This is a genomic window from Mucilaginibacter litoreus, from assembly GCF_042676805.1.
In the GTDB taxonomy this organism is placed as follows: domain Bacteria; phylum Bacteroidota; class Bacteroidia; order Sphingobacteriales; family Sphingobacteriaceae; genus Mucilaginibacter; species Mucilaginibacter litoreus.
The window spans coordinates 211100-237825 of the sequence record NZ_JBHTHZ010000002.1 but is presented as its reverse complement, the minus strand read 5'-3'; the positions used below and the strand labels follow the sequence as shown (position 1 = coordinate 237825).

The following is a 26726-nucleotide window of genomic DNA, read 5'->3' as shown; positions in this document are numbered from 1 at the left end:
GCTAATTTAATTGTAAATAACGGAAGCTTTTGGGGTCAACCTTTATTTTTGCCGGGTTGCCTTCAGTGAATGATGCTTTTACAATTCCTGTTTTACGGTTCCCAACTTTGCTGTTGCTGTTGTGTGTATGCAGTACATAATAAAGTTGGCCTGATGCATCAGTAAAAAAATCGCCATGGCCGGTTCCATTTACACCAATGTTTTTACGGCTGATGATAGGGCTATCCTCAGTTTTCTTCCATGGCCCCAGGGGGGAAGCAGCGGTTGCATACCCTACCGCATAGTTGATGTTCCGGAAATCATTAGCCGAATAAAATAAGTAATAAAGCTTATTGTGTTTTAATACTGTCGGCCCTTCAGATACCGGCCAGGGTGCATTGTCTGTGTTTTCCCAGGGCTGCTCTGCATGCAGGCATTCTTTAGCGGTGCTTTCGTCGATATCAGCCAGATCTGCGTTAAGCCGTGCTACAAATATCCGGTTACCCTGCTGCAGGCGCACATGGAACATGTATAAAGCGCCGTCCGTATCTACAAACACATATGGATCAATTTGCTTGCCCGGACCAGATATGCATTTGATTTCTTTTTGTTTAAAGGGACCAAGAGGACTGTCGCTTTCGGCAATGGCAATGTGCTCGTCGGCGGTATATGCCATATAATATTTATGCCGGTACTTAAAAACCTGCGGAGCCCAGAAACCCTTGGTACCGTAACTATCCCCTCTCATTAATGCATGGCCACTGCGTTTACCTACCGGCCCACTCCAATTTTTCAGATCGGCAGACTGGTACACCAGGAACCCATCTTTACTGCCCGTTCCATACAGGTAATAAATGCCTTTATCTGCAAATACGGTTGGATCTGCCAGCAATATCGTATCACCTTTTAATTTTTTATATGATGTCAGCGCCGCGAACGCAGCCGAATGCATCACCAAGAGTTGAAACAGGAAAAGTAAGGAGCCGATTTTTTTCAGATTTTTTAACATGATGATGATTTTAACCTGGTATGCTTAACAAAGCTTCTCAGTGCAAATTAGGCATTTTACTTGCTAAGTTTTGCGCTTATCCAGATTTTGCTTTATAAGAGCTTCCCGTGGAAATACTATCAATATCCTACTTTATTGACGCGGTAGATAAATACAAACATCAGCGATGTTGCTATAGCCCCGAAAGTATGCCACAAAAAATGAGTACCTATGCTTAGTGTTGTATATTTATCATAAACCCTAAAGCCAATAGCAATACCAAAGGCAATAAACGCTGCAAGCACTAGCCAGCCATTGTGCCACCGCATTTTCCAGAGTAGCAATATCAGCGGCAAAACTATCATCAAAACCATTACAGTATAGTTCAGGCTGATCATCAATTGGATATCGTACTTCGGGATAAGTAGGCGAATGCCGAATGTTAAAGCTAAAAACACTACAAATGCTATTACCCCTATGTAATTGCGCCCGCTGAATTTTACCCAGAAATACACGCTGGAGAAAAGGCAAAGCAGCGCAATGGGTACCCAATCCATCATGATAAATACCGGCCAGCGCCGTAAGCCGTGGTAAGTAGTGCTGCCTATGCAGCCAATGAGCAGCAACCAGGTAGCCATACTTAAAAAAGCGTATTGCCTGTTAAAGCCTTTAAGCTTGATAAGCCAGTATATTCCGGGTATAAGAAACAGTGCCGACGATACCATATTCCAGGGCTCTGGAAAGAAATGGTTCAGATCAGTTTCGGTATAAACAAGGCCGCCATCAGGCGGATGCATCTGTAAAAACATAAATCAGGCAATATTACGTATCAACAAAACGTCATAATAGTTAAAGTGTTGGCGTTATAAAAAATGATAACCTTAGCTTTACAGTTTTTATATTAAAATAATGACAGATAACAACCCACGTATACAACAGCTTAAACAACACATTGAGCCACTACGTAAACAACTTATTGAACATGAACTATATAAGCATATCAATAGCCTGGATGAGCTGCATATTTTTATGCAGCACCATGTCTTTGCTGTGTGGGACTTCATGTCGTTATTAAAGATTTTACAGCAAAACCTCACCTGTACCAGTGTACCCTGGATGCCTGTTGGCAATGCCAATACCCGTTACCTGATCAACGAGATTGTAACCGGCGAGGAAAGCGACCTTGACAGCCATGGTAACCGCACAAGCCACTTTGAGCTTTATCTTAACGCCATGCAGCAGGCAGGCTGCAATGCATCGGCAATTGTATCTTTGTTTAGTGCGCTAAGTAAGCATACTGAAGTTAAAACCGCCTTGCAAAACGCAGATATACCTGCATCAGCGCTCAATTTTGTGAGTCACACTTTTGATGTTATTGATGCAGGTAAACCCTATTTGCAGGCAGCAGTGTTTACTTTTGGCCGGGAGGACCTGATACCCGGCATGTTTACCAGCATGGTTAAAAGCATTAATAACCAAACCGCCGGTAAACTGGATATTTTTGTTTACTATCTTGAACGGCATATTGAGGTAGATGGCGATCACCACTCTAACCTGGCCTACCAAATGACGGCCGAACTTTGCGGCGATGACAATGCTAAATGGCAGGAAGCCACTAACGCTGTTGAACAAGCCCTGCAAGCACGTATTGATCTGTGGGACGGAATCTTGGAAACCATCAAAGTTGGCGCATCTGAATTGGCGTAGGTGATATCTTTACAATTTATTCAGTTCATCTATCAGCGCTTTGCTGATGCGGTTAAAATAGCGCTTTACTCCGTAGCCCATTACCCACTGTATACCTTTGGTAGCATTGGTTAAAAACACCTCGTCGGCTTGGTTGAGCACTTCGGCGTTTATCTGCGCTTCGGTAACCGGGATATTGTTTTCGCGTGCAAGCTGTATCACCACCCGGCGCATAACGCCTTCCACACAACCCTCGCTTAAAGCAGGCGTATAAAGGTGGTTTTGATACCAAACGAAAATATTAGAACTGTTGGCCTCGCATAAATTACTGCTGTCATTCAGCAAAAACACATCATCCAGGTGGTTTTGCTGCCTAAACAGGCCCGCCATCACATATATCAGCGAGTTACAGGTTTTAATGTTGGATAAATAATTATAAGGTTTTTTGAGCTCGCTGTATACATCCATAATCAGGCCGCGCTCATTCAGGTAATATCTTGGTTCATCAAGCGGGTCAATTTCCAGGCAATAGCCCATTTTATTTTGAGACGGTGTATATAACCCTTCGGCATCGCGGTAAACGGTTAAGCGCAGCCTTCCGTGCTTTATTTTATTACGCCTTGCCAGCTCTTCTGCCTTTTCTTTTAAAAACCAGCTATCGGTTTGCGAGTAGCCGTCAATCTTAAGGGCTTTCATACCTTTTTGCAACCTGTCGGCATGCAACTCAGGAAATTTTAACTTGCCTTTCATCAGGCGCATACTTTCAAATAAACCATCGCCATATTTAAAAGCCCGGTTGGCCACAGTAACCAAAGGGCTATCGGCAGGTAACATCTCTCCGTTAAAATTTATAAAAGCCGGCATAGGCAAACTGGTTGTAGGATCTGAGCTATTTGACAACTTATTATATCAACAGTTATTAACAGAAAAAATTACTTACTCTTGGGTTATTATTTTGATTGGAACGGGGCTCGGTCCTTTTTGTTTATGGTATGATTAAATTTTGTCGGCCTGTGCATACTTTCGCCATTTATCTAAAACGGTCTCAAAGTCGGCAGGCAGCGGGGCTTCAAAATAAATATCCTTTTTTAAAGATGGATGCAGAAACCCCAGCGACTGCGCATGCAATGCCTGCCGGGGCATTATTTCAAAACAATTTTCAACAAACTGACGGTATTTATTAAAAACGGTCCCCTTCAAAATTTTATCTCCGCCATAAGTAGCATCGCTAAACAATGGGTGACCAATATGCCGCATGTGCGCCCTTATCTGGTGGGTACGTCCTGTCTCCAGTTTGCAGGCAATCAAGGTAACATAACCCAAACGCTCTAAAACTTCGTAATGCGTTACCGCCCACTTTCCTTTTTCAGGATCGTCATAGATAGACATCACGCGCCTGTCGGCCACGCTGCGACCGATATAACCGCTAACAGTGCCATTGTTTTCAATATCTCCCCATACCAGGGCAAGGTACCGGCGATTGATCGTATGATCGTAAAATTGCTTAGCCAGGTAATTCATGCTGCGCTCATTTTTACTGATCAGCAACAGGCCGCTGGTATCTTTGTCGATTCGGTGCACCAATCCGGGCCTGCCATCGTTACCCGGCATGGTTGGCAATTGCTGAAAATGATAAACCAAGGCATTTACCAACGTGCCTGTGTAATTGTTATAACCGGGATGCACCACCATACCTGCAGGCTTATTCACTATAAGCACATCATCGTCCTCATAAACAATATCCAAAGGAATGTTTTCAGGGTAAACCTCTGTATCCCTCGGCGGATGCGGTAAAACTACCGATATAATATCCTGCGGCTTAACTTTATAACTTGCCTTTATTACTTTATCATTTACCAGTACATTACCGGCATCAATAGCATTTTGTATACGGTTGCGCGACGCGTTTTCAATGCGGTGCATCAAAAACTTATCTATACGCAGTAACGACTGGCCTTTGTCTACCACTATGCGTAAGTGCTCATATAAGTCTTGCTCTTCGCTTTCTGTTATGCCAATGCTGTCGTCAATCATCCGGCAAAAGTAAATGTTTTGGAACTGAAGATAAACAATGTGATGTAATTAAGTAAGTCCAATTTAATAGCCGCCCCAACATTAACTTGAAGTAAATATTTTAACTTAAGTGTAACCCGACTTTAAAGTGGTTCGTTAAAACAACAAATGCCACTTTATGAAAAACATCACACTTTTATCAGTTATATTGTTGACCGCTTGTTCAATAAATGTGAATGCACAAAATGGCTTTTCGGAATTGATCAAATCAGGCCCGGCCGACGCCACCCGGCTTTTTGATGCTTACTCTTCTCCGCTTTTTAAAGGCTTTGGTGTTGGTATGAACAGCGGATGGAACAACACTGCAAAAACAAATGGCAAACTAAAGTTTGAACTGCGCATAACTGCAAGCGGTGCATTTGTACCATCATCAAATAAAAATTTTGACGTCACAAAAATCGGTTTATCCAACCATTTACGTGTGGCGCCCGGCAACCAGGTTACAAGCCCAACCATAGCCGGTGGCAACAACAGGAGCACTTTGGAGGTATATAATGATAACAATCAAAAAGTAGATGAATTTCGTTTACCGGCAGGTAAACTATCCGTTATGCCTGCACCTCAGGTGCAGTTAACCATTGGCTTAATAAAAAACACCGATCTGGCTCTACGCGGTATGCCACCTATTAACCTGGGTAATGATATTGGGAAGGTATGGATGTTTGGCTTTGGGTTAAAACACAATATCATGGCCGATTTACAAGGTGCCGGAATCCCAACACCGTTTGATCTTGCGTTGGCGTTCGGATTCAGCCGAATGCGTATGGATGTACCTTTAGATGTGCAGCCCGAAGGTAATGCGCAGCCGTTACCCGGGAACACCAACAACGATTTTAGCAACCAGCACGCGCAGGGCCGTTTTAATAATTTCCAGATACAGGCTCTTATATCTAAAAAGTTTTCAAAAGTTACACCGTTTTTCTCCCTGGGCTACAATACATCAAAAACTGCTATAACAGTTACAGGCAATTACCCTATTACTACACAAACTGCTGCAGGGCAGGATTTTTATGAAACTTTTACTAACCCGGTAAGCATAAATAAACTGTACTTAAACGGCTTGCGTGCCGACCTTGGCTTTCAGGTTGATCTTTCATTTTTCCGTATCTTCGGCTCATATACCGCAGCCCAATACCAGTCGGTTAATGCTGGTATAGGTTTCGGATTTTGAGATGAACATAAACTTAGGTATTCATAGCCCTGTTGAGCAAATAAACGACCCGTTGTTTAACGATAAGGGGATACAGGTATTCATCAAACGCGATGATATGATCCACCCGTTAATCTCGGGCAATAAATGGCGCAAGCTTAAATACATTTTGCTACAGGCACAATCCCAAAACAAAACTCACCTGGTTACTTTTGGAGGCGCTTACTCCAATCATCTACTGGCAACTGCTGCCGCCGCTGCAAAATTCGGTTTTAACAGCACAGGTGTTGTACGGGGCGAACAGGTTGATAATGATGTGCTTTTACTATGCCGTTTACATGGCATGAAACTTATTTTTACCAATAGGGATAGCTACCGTGATAAACAGGCACTGTTTAACCTGCATTTTGGCGACGATAGCAACGCTTTTTTTATTGATGAGGGCGGCGCTTCTGCCGAAGGTGTACAGGGCGTAGCCGAACTGGTAAATGAATTACCTGAAACTTACGATCACATTTTTTGCGCCTGCGGTACCGGCACAACTGCAGCCGGTATTATCAATGGCTTAACCCGGGTTAAGCTTGATACCCGCTTTAATGGCATACCGGTATTAAAGGGCGGAGATTTTTTACGTGCAGAAATTGATAAGTATTTAAATGCTCCGTCAAATTATGACCTGCATACCGCCTATCACTTTGGCGGATATGGTAAAGTTACACCCGTTCTCATCAATTTCATTAAACAGTTTGTAGTATCAACAGGCATTTTAATAGAGCCTGTTTACACGGGCAAAATGCTATTCGCCATTTATGATATGGCAACCAACAATTACTTTAAGCCCGGCAGTAAAATTTTGGCCATCCATACCGGGGGACTAATCGGTTTGCTGGGAATGAGGGATAAGTTTGTTTAATGTGCAGATTGTTTGAACTCGAATTTAATTATTTGCCTTTAGCAAAAGTATTCTATCAATTCATTAATTCTTCAAATTCGAGTTCAAACAATCTGCACATTAAATTCATACCACTTTTCGTTTTAGTACAAAAAATATGTTTAAACAATTTAAAGTTACTTTTTGCCTGAGCGGTTCAAAAACCGCTAAAATATTGTAATTTAAAGGGTTTTGTTAGATTTGTATTAAACAATTATACCCTATGTACCAATTAAATATTGGCCCGCAAAATGTTCAGTCGACGTTGAGCAGGCACGTTTTAGCCGATGGTTTTGATTTGACCTTTGATATGGAAAAAAGCAGTGGCGTTCACATCTATGATGCCAAGAACAACCGCACGCTGCTGGATTTTTTCACCTGTTTCGCTTCGGTACCATTAGGTTATAATCACCCTAAAATGCTTAATGACGAGGTTTTTAAGAAAAACCTGATGCTGGCGGCATTGACCAATCCCTCAAACTCCGATATTTATACCGAGCAATACGCGCAATTTGTAGATACGTTTGAACGCGTGGGTATACCCGATTATCTGCCCCATGCATTTTTCATATCCGGCGGTACCCTGGCTATAGAAAATGCTCTTAAAACCGCTATGGATTGGAAAGTGCAGAAAAACTTTGCTAAAGGCCATACTACTGAAAAAGGCCATCAGGTACTGCATTTTGAGCATGCTTTTCATGGGCGATCCGGCTATACACTTAGCCTCACCAATACAGTGCCTGTAAAAACCAAATGGTTTGCCAAGTTTAACTGGCCAAGAGTTTCGCTGCCGGAAGTTCTTTTTCCGCTGAATGAAACAAATCTGGAGGATCTGATCAAACGCGAACAGCATTCGATAGCTCAGATCAAACAGGCTTTTGCCGACAACAAGGATGACATTTGCGCTATAATTATTGAGCCGATACTGTCTGAAGGGGGCGACAAACATGTTAGGCAGGAGTTTTTAGAACAGCTGCGCATACTGGCCGATGAAAATGAAGCGCTGCTGATATATGACGAGGTTCAAACTGGTGTTGGCTTAAGCGGGAAATTCTGGCTGCATGAGCACTTTGGCGAAAACGCCCGCCCGGATATTATTGCCTTTGGTAAAAAAATGCAGGTTTGCGGCATACTGGCAGGCAAACGAATAGACGAGGTGGAGAACAACGTTTTTAAGATATCATCACGTATCAACTCTACCTGGGGTGGCAGTTTGGTTGATATGGTACGTTCATCAAAAATTATGGAGATTATTGCAGAAGATGATCTTTGTAACAAAGCAGCCCAAACCGGCCAATACCTACAAAACCGCTTAAAAGCAATTGCGGCAGAAAACAATATCATAAGCAACGTACGTGGTAAAGGGCTTTTAACCGCTTTTGACTTTGCAGATGCAAATACCCGAAATGCTTTTATCAATTATGGCTTACAAAATAATATTATGTTTTTAGGATGCGGAAGCAATACTATACGTTTTAGGCCTGCGTTGATATTAGAAGAGCAACATGTTGATGAAGGTATTGATGTGATGCAAAAAATATTGCCGCTTCTATAATAACATTGCAATAATATCGTAATGAAGGCCATTTTTAGTTTTAAAGATGGTTTTTCGCGGTTTTATCAAATACTATTACACTACCCCCGCGTTATAATAATATTATATTAATAAGGTCGTAACCTATGGCTTTATATTAACGTATATAAAAAAATAATATGTAAGGGATATTAGATAAGATGAACAGACAAATTGAAAAATTAAAAAAACAGCTTGCAGAACTTGCTGAGGTTGTTAATTCTTTCCAGTCTGAAGCTGTACAGGTTAAAGTTGTGGAACGGCTTTTAGATGAAATTATGGATACCGAGAAAGGAGAAGCTACGGAAGGACCGGAAATTTTCAATAAGAGGGGAAGAAGATCAAAAAACGAAAACAGTGTGCAAACTTACGCATCTGCTACCGGGCGAAAAAAGCTTGGGGCAACAAAAGTTTTGAACCAGTTGCTATCAAGTGATTATTTTAAAACACCGCATTCGATATCCTCAATTGCCGATTACTGCAAAGAGAAGTTCAATTCGGACTTCAAAACTTCAGAACTATCAGGCATACTGCTTAAACTTTCTAAAGAGAATAAGTTGAAGCGCGAAAGGAGCAACGAAAACAACCGCTTTGAGTATGTAGGAGTGTAAAACAACAAGAGGCCGTTTGCATTAAACGGCCTCTTGTTGTTTTATTGGACTAACTTTATCGCAGATCAAACAAGTTATCAACTCCAAGTATCTTGCGTGATGTAAACCCTTCGGCATATTTTGTATTGATGCTTTTACCAAATTCCCTTGCCCTGCCTTTTATCTGATCTATAAAGTCGGGAGATGAGATGTAGGTTTGCGGTTCATCCTCATTCCACTCCGGGTTATGAAACTGCGAACTATAGGCATAAACACTCTCTATCTTTTTATCCCAAAATTCGGTAATATCTACCAAAATATCAGGTTTAATGTACCGGTCTTGTATAAAGTGCAGAACATGGCTTGGTCGCCATGCTTCCTGCTGTTTGCCTTCGTTATCAAAGGTTTCAACTCTGCGTAAGCCAGATAAAAATGCAGCTGCCTCAACCAGTTCATTAGCGCGGCCATGGTCGGGGTGCCGATCATGGTAAGCGTTGGTTATGATAATTTCAGGCTGATACTTGCGGATAACTGATATAACCTTAAGCTGATATTCTTTGGTATTCTCAAAAAAACCATCCGGAAGGGCCAGGTTTTCTCTTACAGCAAGGCCAAGTATTTCGGCGGCTTTAGCGGCTTCTGTATCACGTACCTCGGCACTACCGCGCGTTCCCAGTTCACCGCGGGTAAGGTCGGCTATGCCAACCTTATGCCCTATATTTACATGTTTAAGTATGGTACCCGCACAGCCAAGTTCAGCATCGTCTGGATGTACAGGTAAAACTAAGATATCTAATTTGAGCATATTCAGATATTATTTGCTACCTGCAGATAACAGGCGCTGTATTTTTTTGCGGATCTTAGAAGAAGTTGGCTTAGTGAAGGGATAAAAAAAATCGACCACTTTACCCTGTTTATCGATCAAATATTTATGAAAATTCCAGCGGGGTTTTGAGTTAACACGGCCATTTGCCTTTTTATCGCTCAAAAACTGATAGAGCGGATCGGCATACGGGCCTCTTACCCTCAACTTTTTAAATATATTGAAGTTGGTGCCATAGTTATGGCAAAAGGTTTCGATAGCAGCACCTTCAAGCGGCTCCTGTCCGCCAAAGTCATTTGATGGAAAGGCGAGTATCTCGAAGTCCTGGTCGCTGAATTCTTTTTTCAGATCAGCCATGTCCTTTAGTTGGGGCGTAAAGCCACATTGCGACGCAGTGTTTACAATAAGCAGAACCTTATTTATATACTCCGAAAGGTTAATATGATCTCCGTCCAGTTTTTCAACTGTAAACTGATAAATACTATTACTATCCATTTAGTTATAATTGGAAACGTATCCTGCATCATGCAGTATCGCTTCAATGTCCCGCTCTTCGGACGGGTTGTAATCCTGCTTTAGGTTATGGCCAAATATACGGGCTACAGACTGAAACAAAAAGGCATTAAAACCGCCTTTCAACTCTTTGGCGAGCGCAAAACTGGTAGTACCTGTTTCGCGGCTTACTAACTTTATTAAAACCTCACCCTGACTAATTGTCAGGTTTTTAATCTCTTTATTGAACAACTGCTTTACATCCTTCTCGCAGGATTTCATTAACTCTTTTTGTTTATGCTTATCACCGGTCAGGGCCAGTTCACGCTGTAATTGCATATAGCGCTGCGCGGCAAAGCGGGCATAAGGCAACACTTTCATTACATTATACTTTAAACGCTTATAGTTAAGCCTGTCCTGTTCGCTCGCAAAAATCCTGGTATCTACTATCCTTACTTCATGCGCTACAATCCACGGCACTATCTCTCCATCGAGCAGTGTGCCGTAAACCTTGATGGTATCATTTTTGCCTAATATAGTACGGCTAATGGGCTTATCATCCTGAGCCCTTAACCCTGTAACCATCAAACAAAACAGTAGCAGCGAAAGAATTAATTTCATATTTTTACTAATACAAAAATAACGCATTTTATTTTGTTATTTTATATAACCCCGCAATAAATATTATTGTTACAGGGTTATGATGAAAACACCCTATACGCCCTATAGATGAAAGATTTAGTGATAGACCTGGAAGCCGAAAAAAAGGAAATATTAAAACGTTACCGCGCCTTGTTGCGTGCAAGTAAATCCACCTTGCAAAAAGGTGATAAAAGACTTATACGCAAAGCTTTTGAAATGGCCCTGGAAAGCCATAAGGACATGCGGCGCAAAAGCGGCGAACCATATATATATCACCCTATAGCAGTGGCCCAAATCGCTGCCGAAGAAATTGGCTTGGGTACTACCTCAATTGTGTGCGCGTTGCTGCACGATGTTGTTGAAGACACCGATGTTACTTTAGAAGATATTGAACTGGAGTTTGGTAAAAAGGTAGCCAAAATAATTGACGGGCTCACCAAAATATCGGGGGTTTTTGATACCAACAGCTCTTTACAGGCCGAGAACTTTCGGAAAATGCTACTTACCCTTGCCGATGATGTAAGGGTGATACTGATTAAACTTGCCGACCGGCTGCACAATATGCGCACTATGGAGTTTATGCCGCGCGATAAGCAGCTAAAGCTATCCTCTGAAACGGTGTACCTTTACGCCCCTTTAGCTCACAGGCTGGGTTTATATGCTATCAAATCTGAGCTGGAGGACCTTTCCATGAAATATATGGAACGCGAAACTTACCAGTTCATCAAAAATAAGCTTAACGAAAAGAAAGCCGAACGGGAAAAGTTTATATCCGACTTTATTAAACCGGTACAAAAGGTACTGGAGGGGCAGGATCTGCACGGGGAGGTATTAGGACGCCCAAAATCCATTCATTCCATCTGGAATAAAATGAAGAAAAAGGCCATCCCTTTCGAGGAGGTGTATGATCTTTTTGCCATTCGCATTATACTGGACAGCACTCCCGAAAATGAAAAGGCCGATTGCTGGAAAGCCTACTCCATAGTTACCGACCTGTACCGCCCCAACCCCGACAGACTCCGCGACTGGATATCATCGCCCAAGGCAAACGGCTACGAGTCGTTACACACTACCGTGATGGGGCCACGCGGACAATGGGTTGAGGTACAGATACGTACAAAACGCATGAACGAGATTGCCGAGAAAGGTTTCGCCGCTCACTGGAAGTACAAGGAATCCAGCACAGACAGCGGCCTGGACCTATGGGTACAAAAAGTAAGGGAAATGCTGAAGAACCCGGACTCGAACGCGCTCGACTTTATCGACGACTTCAAAATGAACCTCTTTAGCGATGAGATATTTATTTTCACTCCGAAGGGAGCGTTGATCCAGTTACCCCTTAACGCCACAGCGCTCGATTTTGCTTTTGAGATACATACCGATGTTGGCGCAAGCTGTATCGGCGCCAAAGTGAATCATAAACTGGTACCGCTAAGCTATAAACTGCAAAACGGCGACCAGGTAGAGATCATTACATCGGGCAAGCAAACCCCAAAAGAAGACTGGCTTAGCTTTGTGGTTACCGCCAAGGCTAAAGCCAAAATAAAATCTGCCCTCAAGGAAGAAAAACGCAAGATTGCCGAGGATGGTAAAGAGATTTTAGAGCGAAAGATGAAGTCGCTCAAGATCACCTATAACTCAGAGAACCTGCAAAAACTCAGCTACTTTTTTAAACTGCCTTCCACTCAGGACCTTTTTTATAATGTAGCAAAAGGCCTGATAGATATGAAGGACCTTAAGGAGTATCAGGCGTCTGAAAAGATAATTGAGAACAAACCTCAGGACAAGATAGAATCCGATCAACTGCAGAGCCTTGTAAGAAATATCAAGACCAAAGATAGCGACATATTGCTTATAGGCGAGGATATGCAGAAGATTGACTACAAGCTGGCCAACTGCTGCAACCCAATACCTGGCGATGATGTTTTTGGATTTGTTACCGTAGGCGATGGCATCAAGATACATCGTACAAACTGCCCTAACGCCGCCAAATTGATGGCCAATTATGGTTACCGTATTGTAAAAGCCCGCTGGACCAACCAGCAGGAGCTGGCATTTTTAACAGGATTGCGCATTACAGGTATTGATGATGTTGGTTTGATTAATAAGCTTACTACGGTTATCTCGAATGATTTTAAGGTGAACATCCGCTCAATTACCGTAGATAGCGATAACGGTATTTTTGAGGGATCAATAATGGTTTATGTAAACGATACTGAACATTTGGATAACCTTATCAAAAAACTCAACCAGGTTAAGGGTATTACCTCGGTTATACGGTTTGACTCGGCCATTGAAAAAGCATCCTGATGATAAAGTTTCAAGTGAGTGGTTGAATAACACCATCAACTTAATCAACACAATCAACTAAAAACTAAAATAATTAATACCTTTGCTTTGTTAATTTAACATTATGCCTGTACAGGAAACCATTGCGTTGGTAAAGAAGATTTTTGAGGCCTACCTTGAAAATAAAAGTCTGCGGAAAACTCCTGAGCGCTTTGCCATACTCGAAGAAATTTATTCAAGAAATGACCATTTTGATGTGGAATCGCTGTATATCCACATGAAAAATAAAAAATACCGTGTTAGCCGTGCTACTGTTTACAATACGCTTGAGCTGCTGGTATCATGTGACCTGGTAACCAAACATCAGTTTGGAAAAAATATGGCCCAGTTCGAAAAATCGTACGGTTATAAACAGCACGATCATATTATATGTATAGACTGCGGTAAAGTAGTTGAATTTTGCGACCCGCGCATTCAACAGATACAATCCATGATGGGCGATATCCTGAAATTTGATATCAAACACCACTCTTTAAACCTTTACGGTAACTGCACCAAGCTGCGCGACGGTTATTGCGACAGAAAAGTATCGTAAACAAATTTTAATCTCTCAATTAACTTACTACAAGATAAAGAAATTATTTAATGGCTGTTGACGTATTATTGGGCCTCCAGTGGGGCGACGAAGGTAAAGGTAAAATTGTTGACGTACTAAGTAAAGGCTATGATCTGATAGCCCGCTTTCAGGGTGGCCCTAATGCCGGCCACACCCTTGAGTTTGAAGGTAAAAAATTCGTACTGAACACCATTCCATCCGGTATATTCTTTGATAACACGGTAAACCTTATTGGCAATGGCGTGGTGATTGACCCTATCACGCTTAAAAAAGAGCTTGATAAGCTGAAAGATGCCGGCCATGACCTGTTAGCGAAAGGCAACCTGATGATAGCCAAGAAGGCTCACCTGATATTGCCTACACACCAGCTTTTAGATGCCGCTTCTGAAAAGAAAATGGGCGAGGGAAAAATAGGTTCTACGCTAAAAGGTATCGGCCCTACTTACATGGATAAAACCGGCCGTAACGGTTTACGCGTTGGCGATATCACCCTGCCTGATTTTAAAGAAAAATATCAAAAGCTGGTTGATAAACATACCTCGATGCTGCAATCCCTTTATGGAGAGGTTGCTGATTTCAGCGAGCGGGAGGCTGCTTTTTTCGAGGCGATAGAACTGATCAAAAAGTTTACACTGGTTGATTCTGAACACTTTGTGAACAAATATATTAAGGATGGCAAAAAGGTTTTGGCCGAGGGCGCACAGGGTGCTATGCTGGATATCGATTTTGGTTCTTATCCTTTTGTTACCTCATCAAATACAACAACCGCAGGCGCCTGCACCGGTTTGGGTATAGCTCCAAGCCAGATAGGCGATGTGATCGGTATTTTTAAAGCCTATTGCACCCGTGTTGGTGGTGGCCCCTTCCCTACCGAGCTGCATGATGAAACAGGCGAAGAACTGCGCAAAGTTGGCCACGAGTTTGGCGCAACCACCGGCAGGCCACGCCGCACCGGCTGGATCGATCTGCCGGCGCTTAAATATGCCATTATGCTTAATGGGGTAACCCAATTGGTAATGACCAAGGCCGATGTTTTAAGCGGTTTTGATAAGATATACGCCTGCACCCATTACAATTACCTGGGCGAACAGATAGACTATATGCCTTATGATATATGCTCTGTTGATGCAGAGCCTGTTTTAAAAGAAATTGATGGCTGGAACGAGGATTTAACCGGCATAACCGAGCTAAACGAGATACCTGCCAAATTGCAATCGTACATTGAGTACCTTGAAGCCGAGTTGGGGGTACCTGTTAAATATCTATCCGTAGGGCCAGATAGGAAACAAACTTTGGTACTGCACTAAGAAAACCTTTCAAATAATATTCAAGGCCCTGCAGATGTGGGGCCTTTTTGTGTAAAACCCCTCCCTACCCTCCCAAGGGAGGAATATTTAGATCTATATTTTAATTCTAAGACTGGTTTAATGCGGTTCCTTCCCCGGGGAAGGAGGAGGTAGGGGTGTGATGCTTGTTGAACACCTCCCTAACCCTCCCGAGGGAGGGAATACTTTATATTGTCAGTATAGAAAGGGCTGTGCGATTCCTTCCCCCGGGGAAGGAGGAGGTAGGGGTCCTGTCGCTTGGCTAAAACCCTCCCTACCCTCCTAAGTAAGGGAATATCTATTTTTTCTTATAAAAAGAATCAACAAACAAAATGCGCTATTAAAAAAGCCTTAAGTATTTTTGCTTTGTGATTATCAAAACAGAGAACATAAATTCCTTTAAACAAAAAGCACTGCATTGGGCTTTAACATTTGATACCTGCTGCTACATGGACAGCCATGATTTTATCACCCCTTACAGTAAATTTGATACCATTATAGCAGTGGGACGCAAAACATCTGTCAAAGCTAACGCGGGCAATGCTTTTAAGCAATTAGCCGCTTTCAGGGCCGCAAATACCGGCTGGGTAATGGGCTTTTTAGGGTATGATTTAAAGAATGAAATAGAAGCTCTGCAATCACAAAATACAGATCATTTATCGTTTCCTGACCTTTACTTTTTTGTACCGCAGATTATTGCCACCATAAAAGGTGATGCGGTGGAGATAACAGGGAATGATACAGATAGCTGGCAGGAAATTGAAAACTTTGATCCCGTTTTAAATACAAACCTCAACCCGGTCAGTTTTCAGCAACGCTTTACCCGCGATGAATATACAGACACTGTTGAGCAGATCAAAAGCCATATTGTTCGTGGTGATATTTACGTAACCAATTTTTGCCAGGAGTTTTTTTCAGAGCACACGGAGATTGATCCGCTGCATGTATACAATAAACTTAGAGCCATATCTCCTACCCCATTTTCATCATTTTTTAAATGGGATGGCAATTACATTATCTGCGCCTCACCAGAGCGATTTTTAGCAAAGCGGGGCAACAAAATTATTTCGCAGCCTATCAAAGGTACCGCAAGACGGGATAACAATGCAGCTGTTGATCAAAACCTGATTAACGAATTACGCAACCATCCAAAAGAACTGCAGGAGAACGTAATGATAGTTGATCTGGTACGTAATGATCTTACCCGCTCCGCCGTGCCGGGTACCGTCGAAACGGAAGAGCTATATGGCATACAAAGCTTTGCACAGGTTCATCAAATGGTATCAACGGTGGTATGTGACAAACGCGAGGATCTTAGCGATGTTGAAGCCATAAAAAAAACCTTCCCCATGGGCAGCATGACAGGGGCACCCAAAGTAAGTGCTATGACCCTGATGGAACATTACGAACGCAGCAAGCGCGGCGCGTATTCAGGGGCAATAGGTTATTTTAGTCCGGATGGTGATTTTGATTTTAATGTAGTGATACGTTCATTGCTCTACAACTCCGTGAGCAAATACCTGTCATTCCATGTAGGCAGCGCTATCACCTATCATGCCGATGCTGAGAAGGAGTACGAAGAATGTTTGTTAAAGGCAAAGGCGATATTTGAAGTATTTGATACTGATAAACAAGCATGACAAGTTGCAACAGCTTACTGACCTGCAAGAACATTAGCCTGGCTTATAAGTCTTCGACAAGCTCAGACTGACAAGCCAGGCAGTATCATTGTGAGCCTGTCAAACCATCAGCAAGGCGTACAAGTCTTCGACAAGCTCCGACTGACAAGCCAGGCAGTATCATTGTGAGCCTATCAAACCATCAGCAAGGCGTACAAGTCTTCGACAAGCTAAACTGAAGCTTGGTTATCGGTTAATGCATCCGGCAACACGGGGTCAAGCAATAACTTATCTGCTATCCTTACGGCAATTTCAGAGCCGTTTGCCCAAAAAACAGAAAATGGCCTGACACTTAAATAAGGCACAAAGGCAGGGCCATACAAATCTGCAATATCTGCTTCAAAAATAAAATCCCTTACTCCGGCTACCTGCCATTGTATATGCTCAACCTCGTACTGCATAGTCTTACGGTCGGTAAGGCGGTTGTACCCCCAGTAATGCTCAAAAATAAACTCTTCGGCACTACCTGGCTCTATGGGGTTAAGGCTATTTTGTACAGTTGCACCCAGCTTATTCCACTTCCCTTTTAGTTTCCACTCATACAAAAACTGCGTATGGTTAGGCCCGTCTTTTATGATGGAATGCCTCATAGGCAGGGCTTGATAATGCTCTTTGTAAAGGTTATTGGCAATCAGTACGATCATTTTTTTGGGTACTATCTCGCTTGTAAAAACCGCTCCGCGTTTCCATTGCCTGCCATCAAAATGCCGTACATAAAAGCGCAGGTTCACTTCTTCAAAGTTGACGTGAAATGGCCATTTTACCCCTAATACACGGGTTTCTTTAAACAAAAAACCCACCATGCTTACCAGGCATTTTCCTTGCCAAAAATCCAGTTCGGTAGCTGCAGGCAAATAGGGTTTCAGTATAGCCGGGTCAACTTCATAATTAAGCATTACCAGGTTGCGCCACTCGGCAGTTAAAAAGCGGGATTTAGATGTAGCCATGTAGTTTAAAACCGTTTACATGTGGTTTGGTTTGTTGACTTGACAACGCCTTAGGATAGTTGCCCCTCTCTGCTGCACAATTACCCTCTCCTAAATCCTCTCCCAGGAGAGGACTTTACACACCCGATGGCGCTTCTTATTTACCCTCTCTGCCATGCAAAGAATATCCTCACCTAAATCCTCTACACAGAAGAGGACTTTAAAACCCTTTCTACTTCGCCTTGATGGTGCAAATTAAAACAATAATATTTTTTCTCCACCCTCTTTCCGCTTGCGGAGAGAGGGTGGTCGAGCGGTAGCGATGCCCGGGTGAGTTAGCGATGGAGCTATCTTACTCCTACAATACTTATCCGCGCTTAAACACAAAGGTCACGAAGCTAAACTTCGTGACCTTTGAAATCTGTTATCCTTTTGTAGTTAAACAGCGCTATTAGCGTTTATAATACTTCATCGCTTCCGGTATCAGGCTTTGTATATTGGCTATACGTGTAGCGTCAGAAGGGTGAGTACTTAAAAACTCAGGCGGGGCGCCGCCGGTATTTTGCGCCGCCATGCGTTGCCAGAATGAAACGGCCTCATTAGGGTCATATCCTGCCATAGCCATAAATGTAAGCCCCAGACGGTCGGCTTCAGACTCCTGTGAACGTGAGTACTTCAATAATGCCAATTGCCCGCCAACGCCGTACAATGAATTAATAATATTTTGGGTTGCTGATGATTTACTACTTGTGGCCGCGCCAACCGCTGCACCACCTGCTTGTAAAGCCAGCTGCTGAGACATACGCTCGGCAGAGTGGCGGGCAATAGCATGGCCAATTTCATGCCCCATTACAGTGGCAAGCCCTGCATCTGTTTTTGTAACAGGCAGTATGCCGCTATATACGGCTACCTTGCCGCCTGGCATACACCAGGCATTAACTTCGGGGCTTTGTATCAGGTTAAACTCCCAGCTAAAGTTATACTGATCGCCATATCCGTTTTGTTTAAGATATTTTTCTATAGCTGTAGCCAGCCTGCCCCCTATTGCTTTAACACGCTGGGCATCAGAGCCTGAGCTGATAACTTTAGTTTTGGGGTCAGATAATAGTTGCCTATAACTGGTGGCGGCAGCGCTATTGATCTGATCGTCGCCAACGAGGCTTAATTGTGAACGACCTGTAAGCGGAACGGTGGAGCATGCGTAAATGCCTACTGCAGCAATAGCCGCGGCAAGTGTGAGTTTTAGTTTTTTCATGGTAAGTCAGGCAGTTTTCTTTTTAAACAAATTAACTTTCGACTCTTTACCTTTCAACAATCGCTCTATATTTTTTTGATGCGTTACCAACACCAGTATAAATATGCACATGCCATATATAATGACCGATTTAATATACACCGGGAAGATAAATGTTACACCGATGGGATAAGCAAAACCGGCTAATATGGACGATAATGACACATATCTGGTTATCAGCAGCGTTACTATAAATACAGATACGCAAAGTAAAGCAGCCGGCAAATTAATAGCCAATATCATTCCAAAAAGAGTGGCTATGCCCTTACCACCACGAAAACCGGCAAATATAGGGAACAAATGCCCCATAACGGCAGCAATGCCTAAGGCCAGTTCATAATTAGTAAACGCGATGGAATGATAAGCGCCGGTTGTACTGGTACCAATTACATAAGCAAGGTTTGTTGCAGTCCAGCCTTTTAAAATATCAAGCAGCATAACAGGTATACCCGCCTTTTTACCCAATACCCTAAAAGTATTGGTTGCCCCGGCATTACCGCTGCCATACTCTCTAACGTCAATACCGTAAAAGGCTTGTCCAATCCATACAGCAGTGGGGATCGATCCAAAAAGGTAAGCAAGAATAAGCGCCGAGATGGAGTAGATTGATAGCATCTGCCTGCAATATTATTAATTTGATGTTATATACTGCAATATATCATTATAATTTTACAGCCTTAAGGCTCAGATCCAAACTTTTTACCGAGTGTGTAAGCGCACCTACAGATATATAATCAACCCCGCAATCGGCATAATCTCTTATATTATCTATAGTGATACCTCCGGATGCTTCGGTTATGTATTGCCCTTTTATCATGGCCACCGCCTGCCTTAAGGCATCAAAATTAAAGTTATCTAACAAAATACGATTTACATTTCCGGTTTGCAGCACCTGTTCCAGTTCTTCCAAATTTCTCACCTCAATTTCAACCGCAAGTTTTTTACCTGTTTCTTCTAAATATTTCAGTGTATTTTCAATGGCATTGCGTATACCGCCAGAGTAGTCTACATGATTATCTTTTATAAGAATCATGTCATACAAGCCAAATCTGTGGTTAACACCGCTACCTATACGCACCGCCCATTTCTCAAGGTAACGCATGCCGGGTGTGGTTTTGCGGGTATCCAACACTTTGGTATTTGTGCCCTGCAACAAGTCTACTATTTCTCTGGTTTTTGTGGCAATCCCACTCATGCGCTGCATACAGTTAAGTACCAAACGCTCAGCTTTTAAAATGCTTTGTGCATCTCCTTCAACCTCAAACGCAATATCTCCTGGCTTTACAGCGGCACCGTCGTTCAAAAAAACAGTGAGGTTTAAATTACTATCAACCTCATTAAATATCTCTCGGGCCAGTTCAATTCCTGCCAGTATGCCGGTGTCTTTAACCAGTAAATGGGCCTTACCTTGTGTACCCGCTTCAATGGTAGCCAAAGATGTATGGTCGCCGTCGCCAACATCTTCCTTCAATGCATTAACTATAAATGGGTGTAAAACTTCGTTATCCAAACCTTTGATTTTTGAGTTTCAAAAGTAAGAACAATTGATGAGTAATTAGGTTTTTTCGCTTTCTATGCGCAACTCTATGAGTTCCATATTCTTACCAACCTCTTTAAGTGTATACGCAACACGAAACTTCCCCTTATCGGTACTTAAAACAAGCACACCAAAGTTATAATTTGGGTTGGAGCTAATGCGGTGAAGCATTTTAACAGCATGTGGTTTGTTCTCCTTAAAAAACTTATCCAGTATAATTGCAGCCTGCGCTTTTGAGTAAATAGCCGCATTATCCATAAGAGATACATCCACACTTGGGGCAAAGAAACGGGCAATTTCCTGGGCGTTCCCCTGCTTAAAAAGTTCGGCAATTTTTTCAATAGCATCTGCTTTCAGTACTGCAGGCAGTATGAGCAAAAGGGCAAGCAACGGCAGTCTTTTTAGTTTCATTTCATAAATATGACTAATAAACTAAGTAATTGTTGCATTAAAAAGTAAAAAAGCGCAGGTATAACTTCAATCTTTAAACGTTGCTTTTATATTTGCATTGTGGAAAATAACAAAAAAGTAGTATTAATTATACTGGATGGCTGGGGTTACGGCCGTAATGATAGTTCAAATGCTATAGTAGCAGCAAACACGCCTTTTTTTGACGAAGCGATAAAAAAATATCCTAACTCAAAACTGGAAGCGTCCGGCCTGGCAGTTGGCTTACCTGAAGGCCAGATGGGCAACTCCGAAGTAGGGCACATGAATTTAGGTGCAGGCCGCGTGGTATACCAGGAACTGGGGCGCATCAACAAAGCTGTGGCCGAAAATGAGTTTGTGCAAAACGAGGTTTTGTTAGAAGCCTTTAACCTGGCTAAGCAAAATAATAAAGATGTACATTTAATAGGCTTGGTAAGTGATGGCGGCGTGCATGCCCACATCAGGCATGTTAAAGGGCTGGTTGATGCAAGTACGCAGTTAGGGCTCGAAAAAGTTTATATCCATGCTTTTTTAGATGGCCGCGATACCGACCCTAACTCGGGCATTGGTTTCATAACAGAGCTTGAAGAGCACATTGCTACTACCAACGTTAAACTGGCATCGGCCATTGGCCGGTATTATGCCATGGACCGCGACAACCGCTGGGAGCGCGTTAAAAAAGCTTATGACCTGATGGTTAAAGGGGAAGGCGAGCCTTCTTATGATATTATCGAGTCGATACGTAAATCTTACGACGCCGGCATTACCGATGAGTTTGTCAACCCTATAGTTGCTGTTGATGCGGATGGTAAACCCATTGCTACCATTAAAGATGGCGACGTAGTGATATGCTTTAACTTCCGCACAGACCGTGGCCGTGAAATTTCACAGGCGCTTACCCAACGCGAGTTTCCGGAATACAATATGCACCCCTTAAATATCCACTACGTTACCATGACCTCTTACGACGAGACGTTTAAGAACGTAAAGGTGGTGTTTGTTAAAGAAGACCTGACCAAAACACTTGGCGAAGTGCTGGAAAGCGCCGGAAAAAAACAAATTCGCATTGCCGAAACTGAAAAATATCCGCATGTAACCTTCTTCTTCTCCGGCGGCCGCGAAAAAGAGTTTCAGAACGAAAAACGCCTGTTGGTGCCCTCACCAAAAGTTGCCACTTATGATCTGCAGCCCGAAATGAGCGCCGAAGGTATTCGGGATGCCATCATCCCGGAGCTACAGCAAAGCTGGCCCGACTTTGTGTGCCTTAACTTTGCCAATACAGATATGGTTGGCCATACAGGTGTTTTCAGCGCGGTGGTTAAAGCTGCCGAAACCGCGGATGCCTGCACTAAGGCCGTTGTTGAGGCCGGTTTAAAATCTGGCTACTCATTCATTATCATTGCCGATCATGGTAACGCTGATTATATGGTTAACGAAGATGGATCGCCAAATACAGCGCATACCACCAACCTGGTGCCATGTATTATTATAGATAAAGATGTTAAGCAGGTAAAAGACGGGAAGCTTGGCGATATCGCGCCAACCGTTTTACAGTTATTGGGGGTGCCTATACCTGCAGAAATGACCGGAAATGTATTGGTGTAAATCTATCTCAAAAAACTATTTGATTACGGGCGTACTGCTGCTTTTGGGCGGCTTGTACGCCTGTGATAAACCGCAGATTAAAGAAACCGGAGCAGAGCTTAAATATTTTGACCTTAAAGGCTTTTTTAAGGCCGACTCGGCACGCCTTGCCAAACTGAACCCAATGATCAATAAAACGGTTGATCATAATGGCGAAAAAGAAAGCAAACAACTCCACATAGCAAATTGGGGAGCTGAGTTCAATCTTTTTAAAGAATCTGATATCAATAAACCTTCGTGGCGAAACAGCTATTCGGTACAGCAAAATGCCGACAGCACCGTGTATAAAGCGAGGTATCCGGAGCTAAAAACACGCCAGATAATTATCAGAAAAACATCCGGAAAAATTACATCTGTTACCATTTATAACAGTACCCATAATTTTTTATACAGCACTACAGAGCGGCTTGTTTATGCGCCTGATGCGTATTACTACATTGAAAAAGACCAGCATATAAAATTAATAGGCAACAATAACTACCGCATTAAGGCAAATTTTAGTGGTGCCCAACAGCAGTAGCCAGCTTTTCTTTTGAAAGCTCTATCAGCGATGCTATATCTGCCCGGTTTGGGTTTTCACTTAACACTTTTTCAAGATCGGCTATTGAAGCTTTCAGGGCGCTGACACCGCGCGCTTTATCGTAAGAGTGGGAGTTTGCCTGTAATTTAAATTCGCCATATTCCCTGTAAGCAATACCGCGGGTTTGATAGCACTTACCACGTTCGGCCGGGTCAATGGCTAAGGCTTTTGTAAGGTCAAAAATTTCGCCAAGCATATACTTTTCGCGCTCGGCTGGCGAAAGGTAAGTATCCCGCCCCATATACCCCTTGGCACGCGCCCGGTAATAATAAGCCGAAGCATCAACCGGGTTTATGAATATAACTTTATCGTAAGCGGCGATGGATTTACGGTAATTCTGGCTATGGTAATAAGAGTATCCCAGCATCCAGTAGGCATTCGCGTTGGTCGAGTCGATCATACAACCCTTTTCAAGCTGCTTTACAGCGGCTTTGAAGTTGCCATCCAAAAACGCCTGTTGCCCCAGTTTTACATAGGCGTTTTGGGCCGATGACTCAATGGAACTAAGAATAATGAAAGAAATGATAGCCGAAAGCCTCATATAATCGTTAACACGTATATGGCAATAACTGCCATTACAGCAATTTATTATGCAATGCACGCAATTTGTTAAAAATTTATTAATGGCGATAACCATTCTGTAAAATTCTCTTTTTCATAAAAAGTGTATGAATTAGTTTTGGGGTTAAAACCTTTGCAAAATCACTTACTTTTATTTTCGATACTGACTTTTTTTCATTTTATAATCCGGGCTACTTAAGGTATACGTATATTAACAAGATCCGCAAATAGCAAACAATCAATCATTTACAAACAATGCCGGTTTAGTGCATTTAAAAATACTACACTGGCATAGCTCTTGAACAGTATATTTGCACAAATAAAAATAATGGTTAACCCAATCAGGCATAGCAATTACTGCCATAATGACGTTAACAATTACACGAAAGGTGATTAATGAGTTACGATCCGTTTGATTTCAAAAATACAATGCCTTCCATTAATGAAGATTCCGAGTTTTTCCCGCTGATGTCATCAGAGGATGAAGAGGAAATGAATAATGAGCAGGTTCCTGATGTTGTTTCCATACTTCCGCTGCGTAATACGGTGTTGTTTCCTGGTGTAGTTATTCCTATAACTGTTGGGCGCGATAAATCTATTAAGCTTATACGCGACGCAAATAAGGGCAACAGGTTAATCGGGGTTGTTGCACAGCAGGACGTAAGCATAGAAGATCCTACGTTTGACCAACTGCACAAAGTAGGTACGGTAGCGCTTATCATCAAAATGCTGCAAATGCCTGATGGTAATACTACAGTTATTCTACAGGGAAAAAAACGTTTTAACCTAAAGGAAGAAATACAAAGCGACCCTTACATAAAGGCTACTATCGACCCTTTCAAGGAATCAAAATCTAAAGAAGACAAAGAGTTTAAAGCCATGGTATCGTCTGTTAAAGACATGGCCATGAGCATTATACAGTTATCACCCAATATACCGAGCGAGGCAGGCATAGCTATCCGTAATATCGAGAGCACATCATTCCTGATCAATTTTATTGCATCTAACATGAATGCTGATGTTACCGCGAAGCAAAGACTGCTTGAAACGCCAAGCCTTCGCGAACGGATGAATATAGTACTTGAGCATCTTACTTTAGACCTCCAGATGCTGGAACTAAAGAACCAGATACAAACAAAGGTACGTGTAGACCTGGACAAACAGCAGCGCGATTATTTCCTTAACCAGCAACTAAAAACCATCCAGGAAGAACTGGGCGGCTCTACCCCCGACCTGGAAATTGAGAACCTGCGCCAGCGTGCGGTTGGTAAAAAATGGGCTGCCGAAGTAAAAAAACATTTCGACAAAGAGCTCGAGAAGCTAAGCCGTACCAATCCGGCGGCAGCCGATTATTCGGTACAAATAAACTATCTGGAACTGTTGCTGGACCTGCCCTGGAACGAATTCACTAAAGATAATTTTGACCTTAAGCGCGCGCAAAAAGTTTTGGATAAGGACCACTTTGGGCTTGATAAGGTTAAACAGCGCATTATAGAATACCTGGCCGTGCTTAAATTAAAGCATAACATGAAGGCGCCGATACTTTGTTTGGTTGGCCCTCCCGGGGTGGGTAAAACATCACTGGGAAAATCTATTGCAAAAGCTTTAGGCCGCAAATACGTACGCATGGCCTTAGGTGGCGTGCGCGACGAAGCCGAGATACGTGGCCACCGCAAAACCTACATTGGAGCTATGCCGGGCCGTATCATACAATCCATCAAAAAAGCAGGTGCCGCAAACCCGGTTTTTATACTGGATGAAATAGATAAAGTTAGTACAGATTTTAGGGGCGACCCTTCCTCTGCACTACTTGAGGTACTTGACCCTGAACAGAACGGCACCTTTTACGACAATTATGTGGAGATGGACTTCGACCTATCGAACGTGATGTTCATTGCTACGGCCAACTCGCTTTCCAGCATACAGCCTGCCCTGTTAGACAGGATGGAGATCATAGAGGTAAACGGCTACACTATTGAAGAAAAGGTGGAAATTGCTAAACGCCATCTGCTACCCAAGCAGCGCGAAGCACATGGCCTTGCCCCTAAGGATGTTGTGATCAAAAACGATGTTATAGAAAAGGTTATTGAGGACTATACCCGCGAATCGGGTGTGCGCTCGCTGGAAAAAAAGATAGGTTCAGTGATTCGTGGCGTGGCCAAAAGCATTGCCATGGAAGAACCATACAATACGCAGGTCAGCAAAAAAGAAGTTGAAAAAATATTAGGCGCCCCGATCTTTGATAAAGATCTTTATGAAGACAATGAAATTGCCGGCGTAGTAACCGGCCTTGCCTGGACGGCAGTTGGCGGCGATATCCTTTTTATAGAAGCAAGCCTTAGCCCGGGTATAGGGAAACTTACGCTTACCGGCAGCCTTGGGGATGTAATGAAAGAATCGGTTACGATTGCTTTAGCCTACATTCGTGCGCATGCGGCCGATTTTGGCATTAACCCGAAACTGTTTGAACAATGGGATGTACATGTGCACGTGCCTGCAGGCGCAACCCCTAAGGACGGCCCATCAGCAGGTGTTACCATGCTTACAGCACTGGTATCAGCCTTTACACAACGCAAGGTAAAGCCTAATCTGGCCATGACGGGCGAAATAACTTTAAGAGGCCGTGTATTACCTGTGGGCGGTATCAAAGAAAAAATACTGGCTGCTAAACGCGCCAATATCAAGGAGATCATTTTGTGCAGATCTAATCAAAAAGATATACTGGAAATAAAAGAAGATTACATACGCGACCTACAGTTTCATTACGTTACAGACATGAGCGATGTAATTAAACTGGCTCTTTTAAATGAAAAGGTAAAAAATCCTATAGATCTTACCATACGCGAGAAAGAAAACCAACCAGTGTTAAACTAATGTAACTTATCCGCAAATATTTTAAAGCAGGGCCTTCACCCTGCT

25 protein-coding genes are annotated in these 26726 nt (G+C 42.8%); 12 read left to right on the top strand and 13 right to left on the bottom strand.

Annotation, left to right across the window (positions count from 1 at the left end; genetic code table 11):
* Position 1 precedes the first annotated feature (1 nt).
* Positions 2-988: a glycoside hydrolase family 43 protein gene (locus ACFQZX_RS04425; protein ID WP_377111758.1), complete on the bottom strand. Its 987-nt coding sequence runs from the start codon at positions 986-988 to the stop codon at positions 2-4.
* Positions 989-1107: 119 nt separating this feature from the next.
* Positions 1108-1776: a hypothetical protein gene (locus ACFQZX_RS04420; RefSeq protein ID WP_377111756.1), complete on the bottom strand. Its 669-nt coding sequence runs from the start codon at positions 1774-1776 to the stop codon at positions 1108-1110.
* Between the two features lie 100 nt (positions 1777-1876).
* Here ACFQZX_RS04420 and ACFQZX_RS04415 point away from each other — a divergent pair, with 100 nt between their 5' ends.
* Positions 1877-2674 (top strand): DUF3050 domain-containing protein, encoded by a 798-nt coding sequence (locus ACFQZX_RS04415; RefSeq protein WP_377111754.1) that lies wholly within the window; start codon positions 1877-1879, stop codon positions 2672-2674.
* 9 nt (positions 2675-2683) lie between these two features.
* Here the strand turns inward: ACFQZX_RS04415 and ACFQZX_RS04410 are convergent, their stop codons facing one another.
* Entirely contained in the window at positions 2684-3517 is an 834-nt protein-coding gene (locus ACFQZX_RS04410) for an aminotransferase class IV (RefSeq protein WP_377111752.1), read from the bottom strand.
* A 132-nt stretch (positions 3518-3649) separates the two neighbouring features.
* On the bottom strand, positions 3650-4687 hold the full coding sequence (locus tag ACFQZX_RS04405) for an RluA family pseudouridine synthase (RefSeq protein WP_377111750.1): 1038 nt from the start codon (positions 4685-4687) through the stop codon (positions 3650-3652).
* A 157-nt stretch (positions 4688-4844) separates the two neighbouring features.
* On the opposite strand from ACFQZX_RS04405, the gene ACFQZX_RS04400 reads away from it, so the two are divergent.
* From ACFQZX_RS04400 to ACFQZX_RS04385, 4 genes are all read left to right on the top strand, one after another.
* Positions 4845-5897: a DUF6588 family protein gene (locus tag ACFQZX_RS04400; RefSeq protein WP_377111747.1), complete on the top strand. Its 1053-nt coding sequence runs from the start codon at positions 4845-4847 to the stop codon at positions 5895-5897.
* A gap of 1 nt (position 5898) precedes the next feature.
* Positions 5899-6789, top strand: a complete 891-nt coding sequence (locus tag ACFQZX_RS04395) for a 1-aminocyclopropane-1-carboxylate deaminase/D-cysteine desulfhydrase (RefSeq protein WP_377111744.1) — start codon at positions 5899-5901, stop codon at positions 6787-6789.
* Positions 6790-7030: 241 nt separating this feature from the next.
* The gene (gene lat / locus ACFQZX_RS04390; RefSeq protein ID WP_377111742.1) at positions 7031-8362 is read left to right on the top strand and encodes an L-lysine 6-transaminase; all 1332 of its coding nucleotides are present in this window, start codon (positions 7031-7033) and stop codon (positions 8360-8362) included.
* Positions 8363-8541: 179 nt separating this feature from the next.
* Positions 8542-8991: a hypothetical protein gene (locus ACFQZX_RS04385; RefSeq protein WP_377111740.1), complete on the top strand. Its 450-nt coding sequence runs from the start codon at positions 8542-8544 to the stop codon at positions 8989-8991.
* 55 nt (positions 8992-9046) lie between these two features.
* Here ACFQZX_RS04385 and bshB1 read toward each other — a convergent pair whose 3' ends face one another.
* The 3 genes from bshB1 to ACFQZX_RS04370 are packed head-to-tail and all read right to left on the bottom strand — an operon-like array spanning position 9047 to position 10906.
* Entirely contained in the window at positions 9047-9775 is a 729-nt protein-coding gene (gene bshB1, locus ACFQZX_RS04380; protein ID WP_377111737.1) for a bacillithiol biosynthesis deacetylase BshB1, read from the bottom strand.
* A gap of 9 nt (positions 9776-9784) precedes the next feature.
* Positions 9785-10288 (bottom strand): glutathione peroxidase, encoded by a 504-nt coding sequence (locus tag ACFQZX_RS04375; RefSeq protein ID WP_377111735.1) that lies wholly within the window; start codon positions 10286-10288, stop codon positions 9785-9787.
* A complete protein-coding gene (locus tag ACFQZX_RS04370; RefSeq protein WP_377111733.1) occupies positions 10289-10906 on the bottom strand; it encodes a DUF4294 domain-containing protein in 618 nt (205 codons plus the stop codon).
* A 108-nt stretch (positions 10907-11014) separates the two neighbouring features.
* Between ACFQZX_RS04370 and ACFQZX_RS04365 the strand changes: the two genes are divergently transcribed.
* The 4 genes from ACFQZX_RS04365 (at position 11015) to ACFQZX_RS04350 (ending at position 16797) form a co-directional block, all read left to right on the top strand.
* Positions 11015-13237, top strand: coding sequence for a RelA/SpoT family protein (locus ACFQZX_RS04365; RefSeq protein ID WP_377111730.1), 2223 nt, complete (start codon positions 11015-11017; stop codon positions 13235-13237).
* A gap of 103 nt (positions 13238-13340) precedes the next feature.
* Positions 13341-13811 carry a Fur family transcriptional regulator gene (locus ACFQZX_RS04360; RefSeq protein ID WP_377111728.1) on the top strand — a complete coding sequence of 157 codons (471 nt, stop codon included), beginning with the start codon at positions 13341-13343 and terminating at the stop codon, positions 13809-13811.
* Positions 13812-13861: 50 nt separating this feature from the next.
* Positions 13862-15139, top strand: coding sequence for an adenylosuccinate synthase (locus ACFQZX_RS04355; protein ID WP_377111725.1), 1278 nt, complete (start codon positions 13862-13864; stop codon positions 15137-15139).
* A 386-nt stretch (positions 15140-15525) separates the two neighbouring features.
* A complete protein-coding gene (locus tag ACFQZX_RS04350) occupies positions 15526-16797 on the top strand; it encodes an anthranilate synthase component I family protein (RefSeq protein WP_377111724.1) in 1272 nt (423 codons plus the stop codon).
* 209 nt (positions 16798-17006) lie between these two features.
* Here ACFQZX_RS04350 and ACFQZX_RS04345 read toward each other — a convergent pair whose 3' ends face one another.
* The 5 genes from ACFQZX_RS04345 to ACFQZX_RS04325 all read right to left on the bottom strand — a co-directional run bounded on the left by ACFQZX_RS04345 (position 17007) and on the right by ACFQZX_RS04325 (position 21004).
* Entirely contained in the window at positions 17007-17783 is a 777-nt protein-coding gene (locus ACFQZX_RS04345; protein WP_377111722.1) for a YqjF family protein, read from the bottom strand.
* Between the two features lie 430 nt (positions 17784-18213).
* Positions 18214-19017, bottom strand: coding sequence for a M48 family metallopeptidase (locus ACFQZX_RS04340; RefSeq protein ID WP_377111720.1), 804 nt, complete (start codon positions 19015-19017; stop codon positions 18214-18216).
* Between the two features lie 6 nt (positions 19018-19023).
* Entirely contained in the window at positions 19024-19671 is a 648-nt protein-coding gene (gene plsY, locus ACFQZX_RS04335; RefSeq protein WP_377111718.1) for a glycerol-3-phosphate 1-O-acyltransferase PlsY, read from the bottom strand.
* A gap of 46 nt (positions 19672-19717) precedes the next feature.
* On the bottom strand, positions 19718-20566 hold the full coding sequence (gene nadC, locus ACFQZX_RS04330) for a carboxylating nicotinate-nucleotide diphosphorylase (RefSeq protein ID WP_377111716.1): 849 nt from the start codon (positions 20564-20566) through the stop codon (positions 19718-19720).
* A gap of 45 nt (positions 20567-20611) precedes the next feature.
* Positions 20612-21004: a DUF4783 domain-containing protein gene (locus ACFQZX_RS04325; RefSeq protein ID WP_377111714.1), complete on the bottom strand. Its 393-nt coding sequence runs from the start codon at positions 21002-21004 to the stop codon at positions 20612-20614.
* A 99-nt stretch (positions 21005-21103) separates the two neighbouring features.
* Here ACFQZX_RS04325 and gpmI point away from each other — a divergent pair, with 99 nt between their 5' ends.
* Positions 21104-22627 carry a 2,3-bisphosphoglycerate-independent phosphoglycerate mutase gene (gene gpmI / locus ACFQZX_RS04320; protein WP_377111712.1) on the top strand — a complete coding sequence of 508 codons (1524 nt, stop codon included), beginning with the start codon at positions 21104-21106 and terminating at the stop codon, positions 22625-22627.
* Positions 22628-22646: 19 nt separating this feature from the next.
* Positions 22647-23186, top strand: a complete 540-nt coding sequence (locus tag ACFQZX_RS04315) for a hypothetical protein (RefSeq protein ID WP_377111710.1) — start codon at positions 22647-22649, stop codon at positions 23184-23186.
* On the opposite strand, the gene ACFQZX_RS04310 is transcribed toward ACFQZX_RS04315, so the two are convergent.
* Entirely contained in the window at positions 23164-23787 is a 624-nt protein-coding gene (locus tag ACFQZX_RS04310; RefSeq protein ID WP_377111708.1) for a tetratricopeptide repeat protein, read from the bottom strand. The two genes, ACFQZX_RS04315 and ACFQZX_RS04310, sit on opposite strands and share 23 nt — an antisense overlap.
* A 416-nt stretch (positions 23788-24203) precedes the next feature.
* On the opposite strand from ACFQZX_RS04310, the gene lon reads away from it, so the two are divergent.
* Positions 24204-26681, top strand: a complete 2478-nt coding sequence (gene lon, locus ACFQZX_RS04305; RefSeq protein ID WP_377111706.1) for an endopeptidase La — start codon at positions 24204-24206, stop codon at positions 26679-26681.
* Positions 26682-26726: the final 45 nt, after the last annotated feature.

What these genes read in the sequence shown, in the direction of transcription:
- plsY (WP_377111718.1), bottom strand. Translation starts at nt 19,671, where the DNA reads ATGCTATCAATCTACTCCATCTCGGCGCTTATTCTTGCTTACCTTTTT.
- ACFQZX_RS04385 (WP_377111740.1), top strand. Translation starts at nt 8,542, where the DNA reads ATGAACAGACAAATTGAAAAATTAAAAAAACAGCTTGCAGAACTTGCT.
- ACFQZX_RS04370 (WP_377111733.1), bottom strand. Translation starts at nt 10,906, where the DNA reads ATGAAATTAATTCTTTCGCTGCTACTGTTTTGTTTGATGGTTACAGGG.
- ACFQZX_RS04420 (WP_377111756.1), bottom strand. Translation starts at nt 1,776, where the DNA reads ATGTTTTTACAGATGCATCCGCCTGATGGCGGCCTTGTTTATACCGAA.
- ACFQZX_RS04395 (WP_377111744.1), top strand. Translation starts at nt 5,899, where the DNA reads ATGAACATAAACTTAGGTATTCATAGCCCTGTTGAGCAAATAAACGAC.
- ACFQZX_RS04340 (WP_377111720.1), bottom strand. Translation starts at nt 19,017, where the DNA reads ATGAAAAAACTAAAACTCACACTTGCCGCGGCTATTGCTGCAGTAGGC.
- ACFQZX_RS04310 (WP_377111708.1), bottom strand. Translation starts at nt 23,787, where the DNA reads ATGAGGCTTTCGGCTATCATTTCTTTCATTATTCTTAGTTCCATTGAG.
- ACFQZX_RS04375 (WP_377111735.1), bottom strand. Translation starts at nt 10,288, where the DNA reads ATGGATAGTAATAGTATTTATCAGTTTACAGTTGAAAAACTGGACGGA.
- bshB1 (WP_377111737.1), bottom strand. Translation starts at nt 9,775, where the DNA reads ATGCTCAAATTAGATATCTTAGTTTTACCTGTACATCCAGACGATGCT.
- ACFQZX_RS04410 (WP_377111752.1), bottom strand. Translation starts at nt 3,517, where the DNA reads ATGCCGGCTTTTATAAATTTTAACGGAGAGATGTTACCTGCCGATAGC.
- ACFQZX_RS04365 (WP_377111730.1), top strand. Translation starts at nt 11,015, where the DNA reads ATGAAAGATTTAGTGATAGACCTGGAAGCCGAAAAAAAGGAAATATTA.
- ACFQZX_RS04425 (WP_377111758.1), bottom strand. Translation starts at nt 988, where the DNA reads ATGTTAAAAAATCTGAAAAAAATCGGCTCCTTACTTTTCCTGTTTCAA.
- ACFQZX_RS04345 (WP_377111722.1), bottom strand. Translation starts at nt 17,783, where the DNA reads ATGGCTACATCTAAATCCCGCTTTTTAACTGCCGAGTGGCGCAACCTG.
- ACFQZX_RS04400 (WP_377111747.1), top strand. Translation starts at nt 4,845, where the DNA reads ATGAAAAACATCACACTTTTATCAGTTATATTGTTGACCGCTTGTTCA.
- ACFQZX_RS04405 (WP_377111750.1), bottom strand. Translation starts at nt 4,687, where the DNA reads ATGATTGACGACAGCATTGGCATAACAGAAAGCGAAGAGCAAGACTTA.
- ACFQZX_RS04325 (WP_377111714.1), bottom strand. Translation starts at nt 21,004, where the DNA reads ATGAAACTAAAAAGACTGCCGTTGCTTGCCCTTTTGCTCATACTGCCT.
- ACFQZX_RS04360 (WP_377111728.1), top strand. Translation starts at nt 13,341, where the DNA reads ATGCCTGTACAGGAAACCATTGCGTTGGTAAAGAAGATTTTTGAGGCC.
- lat (WP_377111742.1), top strand. Translation starts at nt 7,031, where the DNA reads ATGTACCAATTAAATATTGGCCCGCAAAATGTTCAGTCGACGTTGAGC.
- ACFQZX_RS04415 (WP_377111754.1), top strand. Translation starts at nt 1,877, where the DNA reads ATGACAGATAACAACCCACGTATACAACAGCTTAAACAACACATTGAG.
- lon (WP_377111706.1), top strand. Translation starts at nt 24,204, where the DNA reads ATGAGTTACGATCCGTTTGATTTCAAAAATACAATGCCTTCCATTAAT.
- ACFQZX_RS04355 (WP_377111725.1), top strand. Translation starts at nt 13,862, where the DNA reads ATGGCTGTTGACGTATTATTGGGCCTCCAGTGGGGCGACGAAGGTAAA.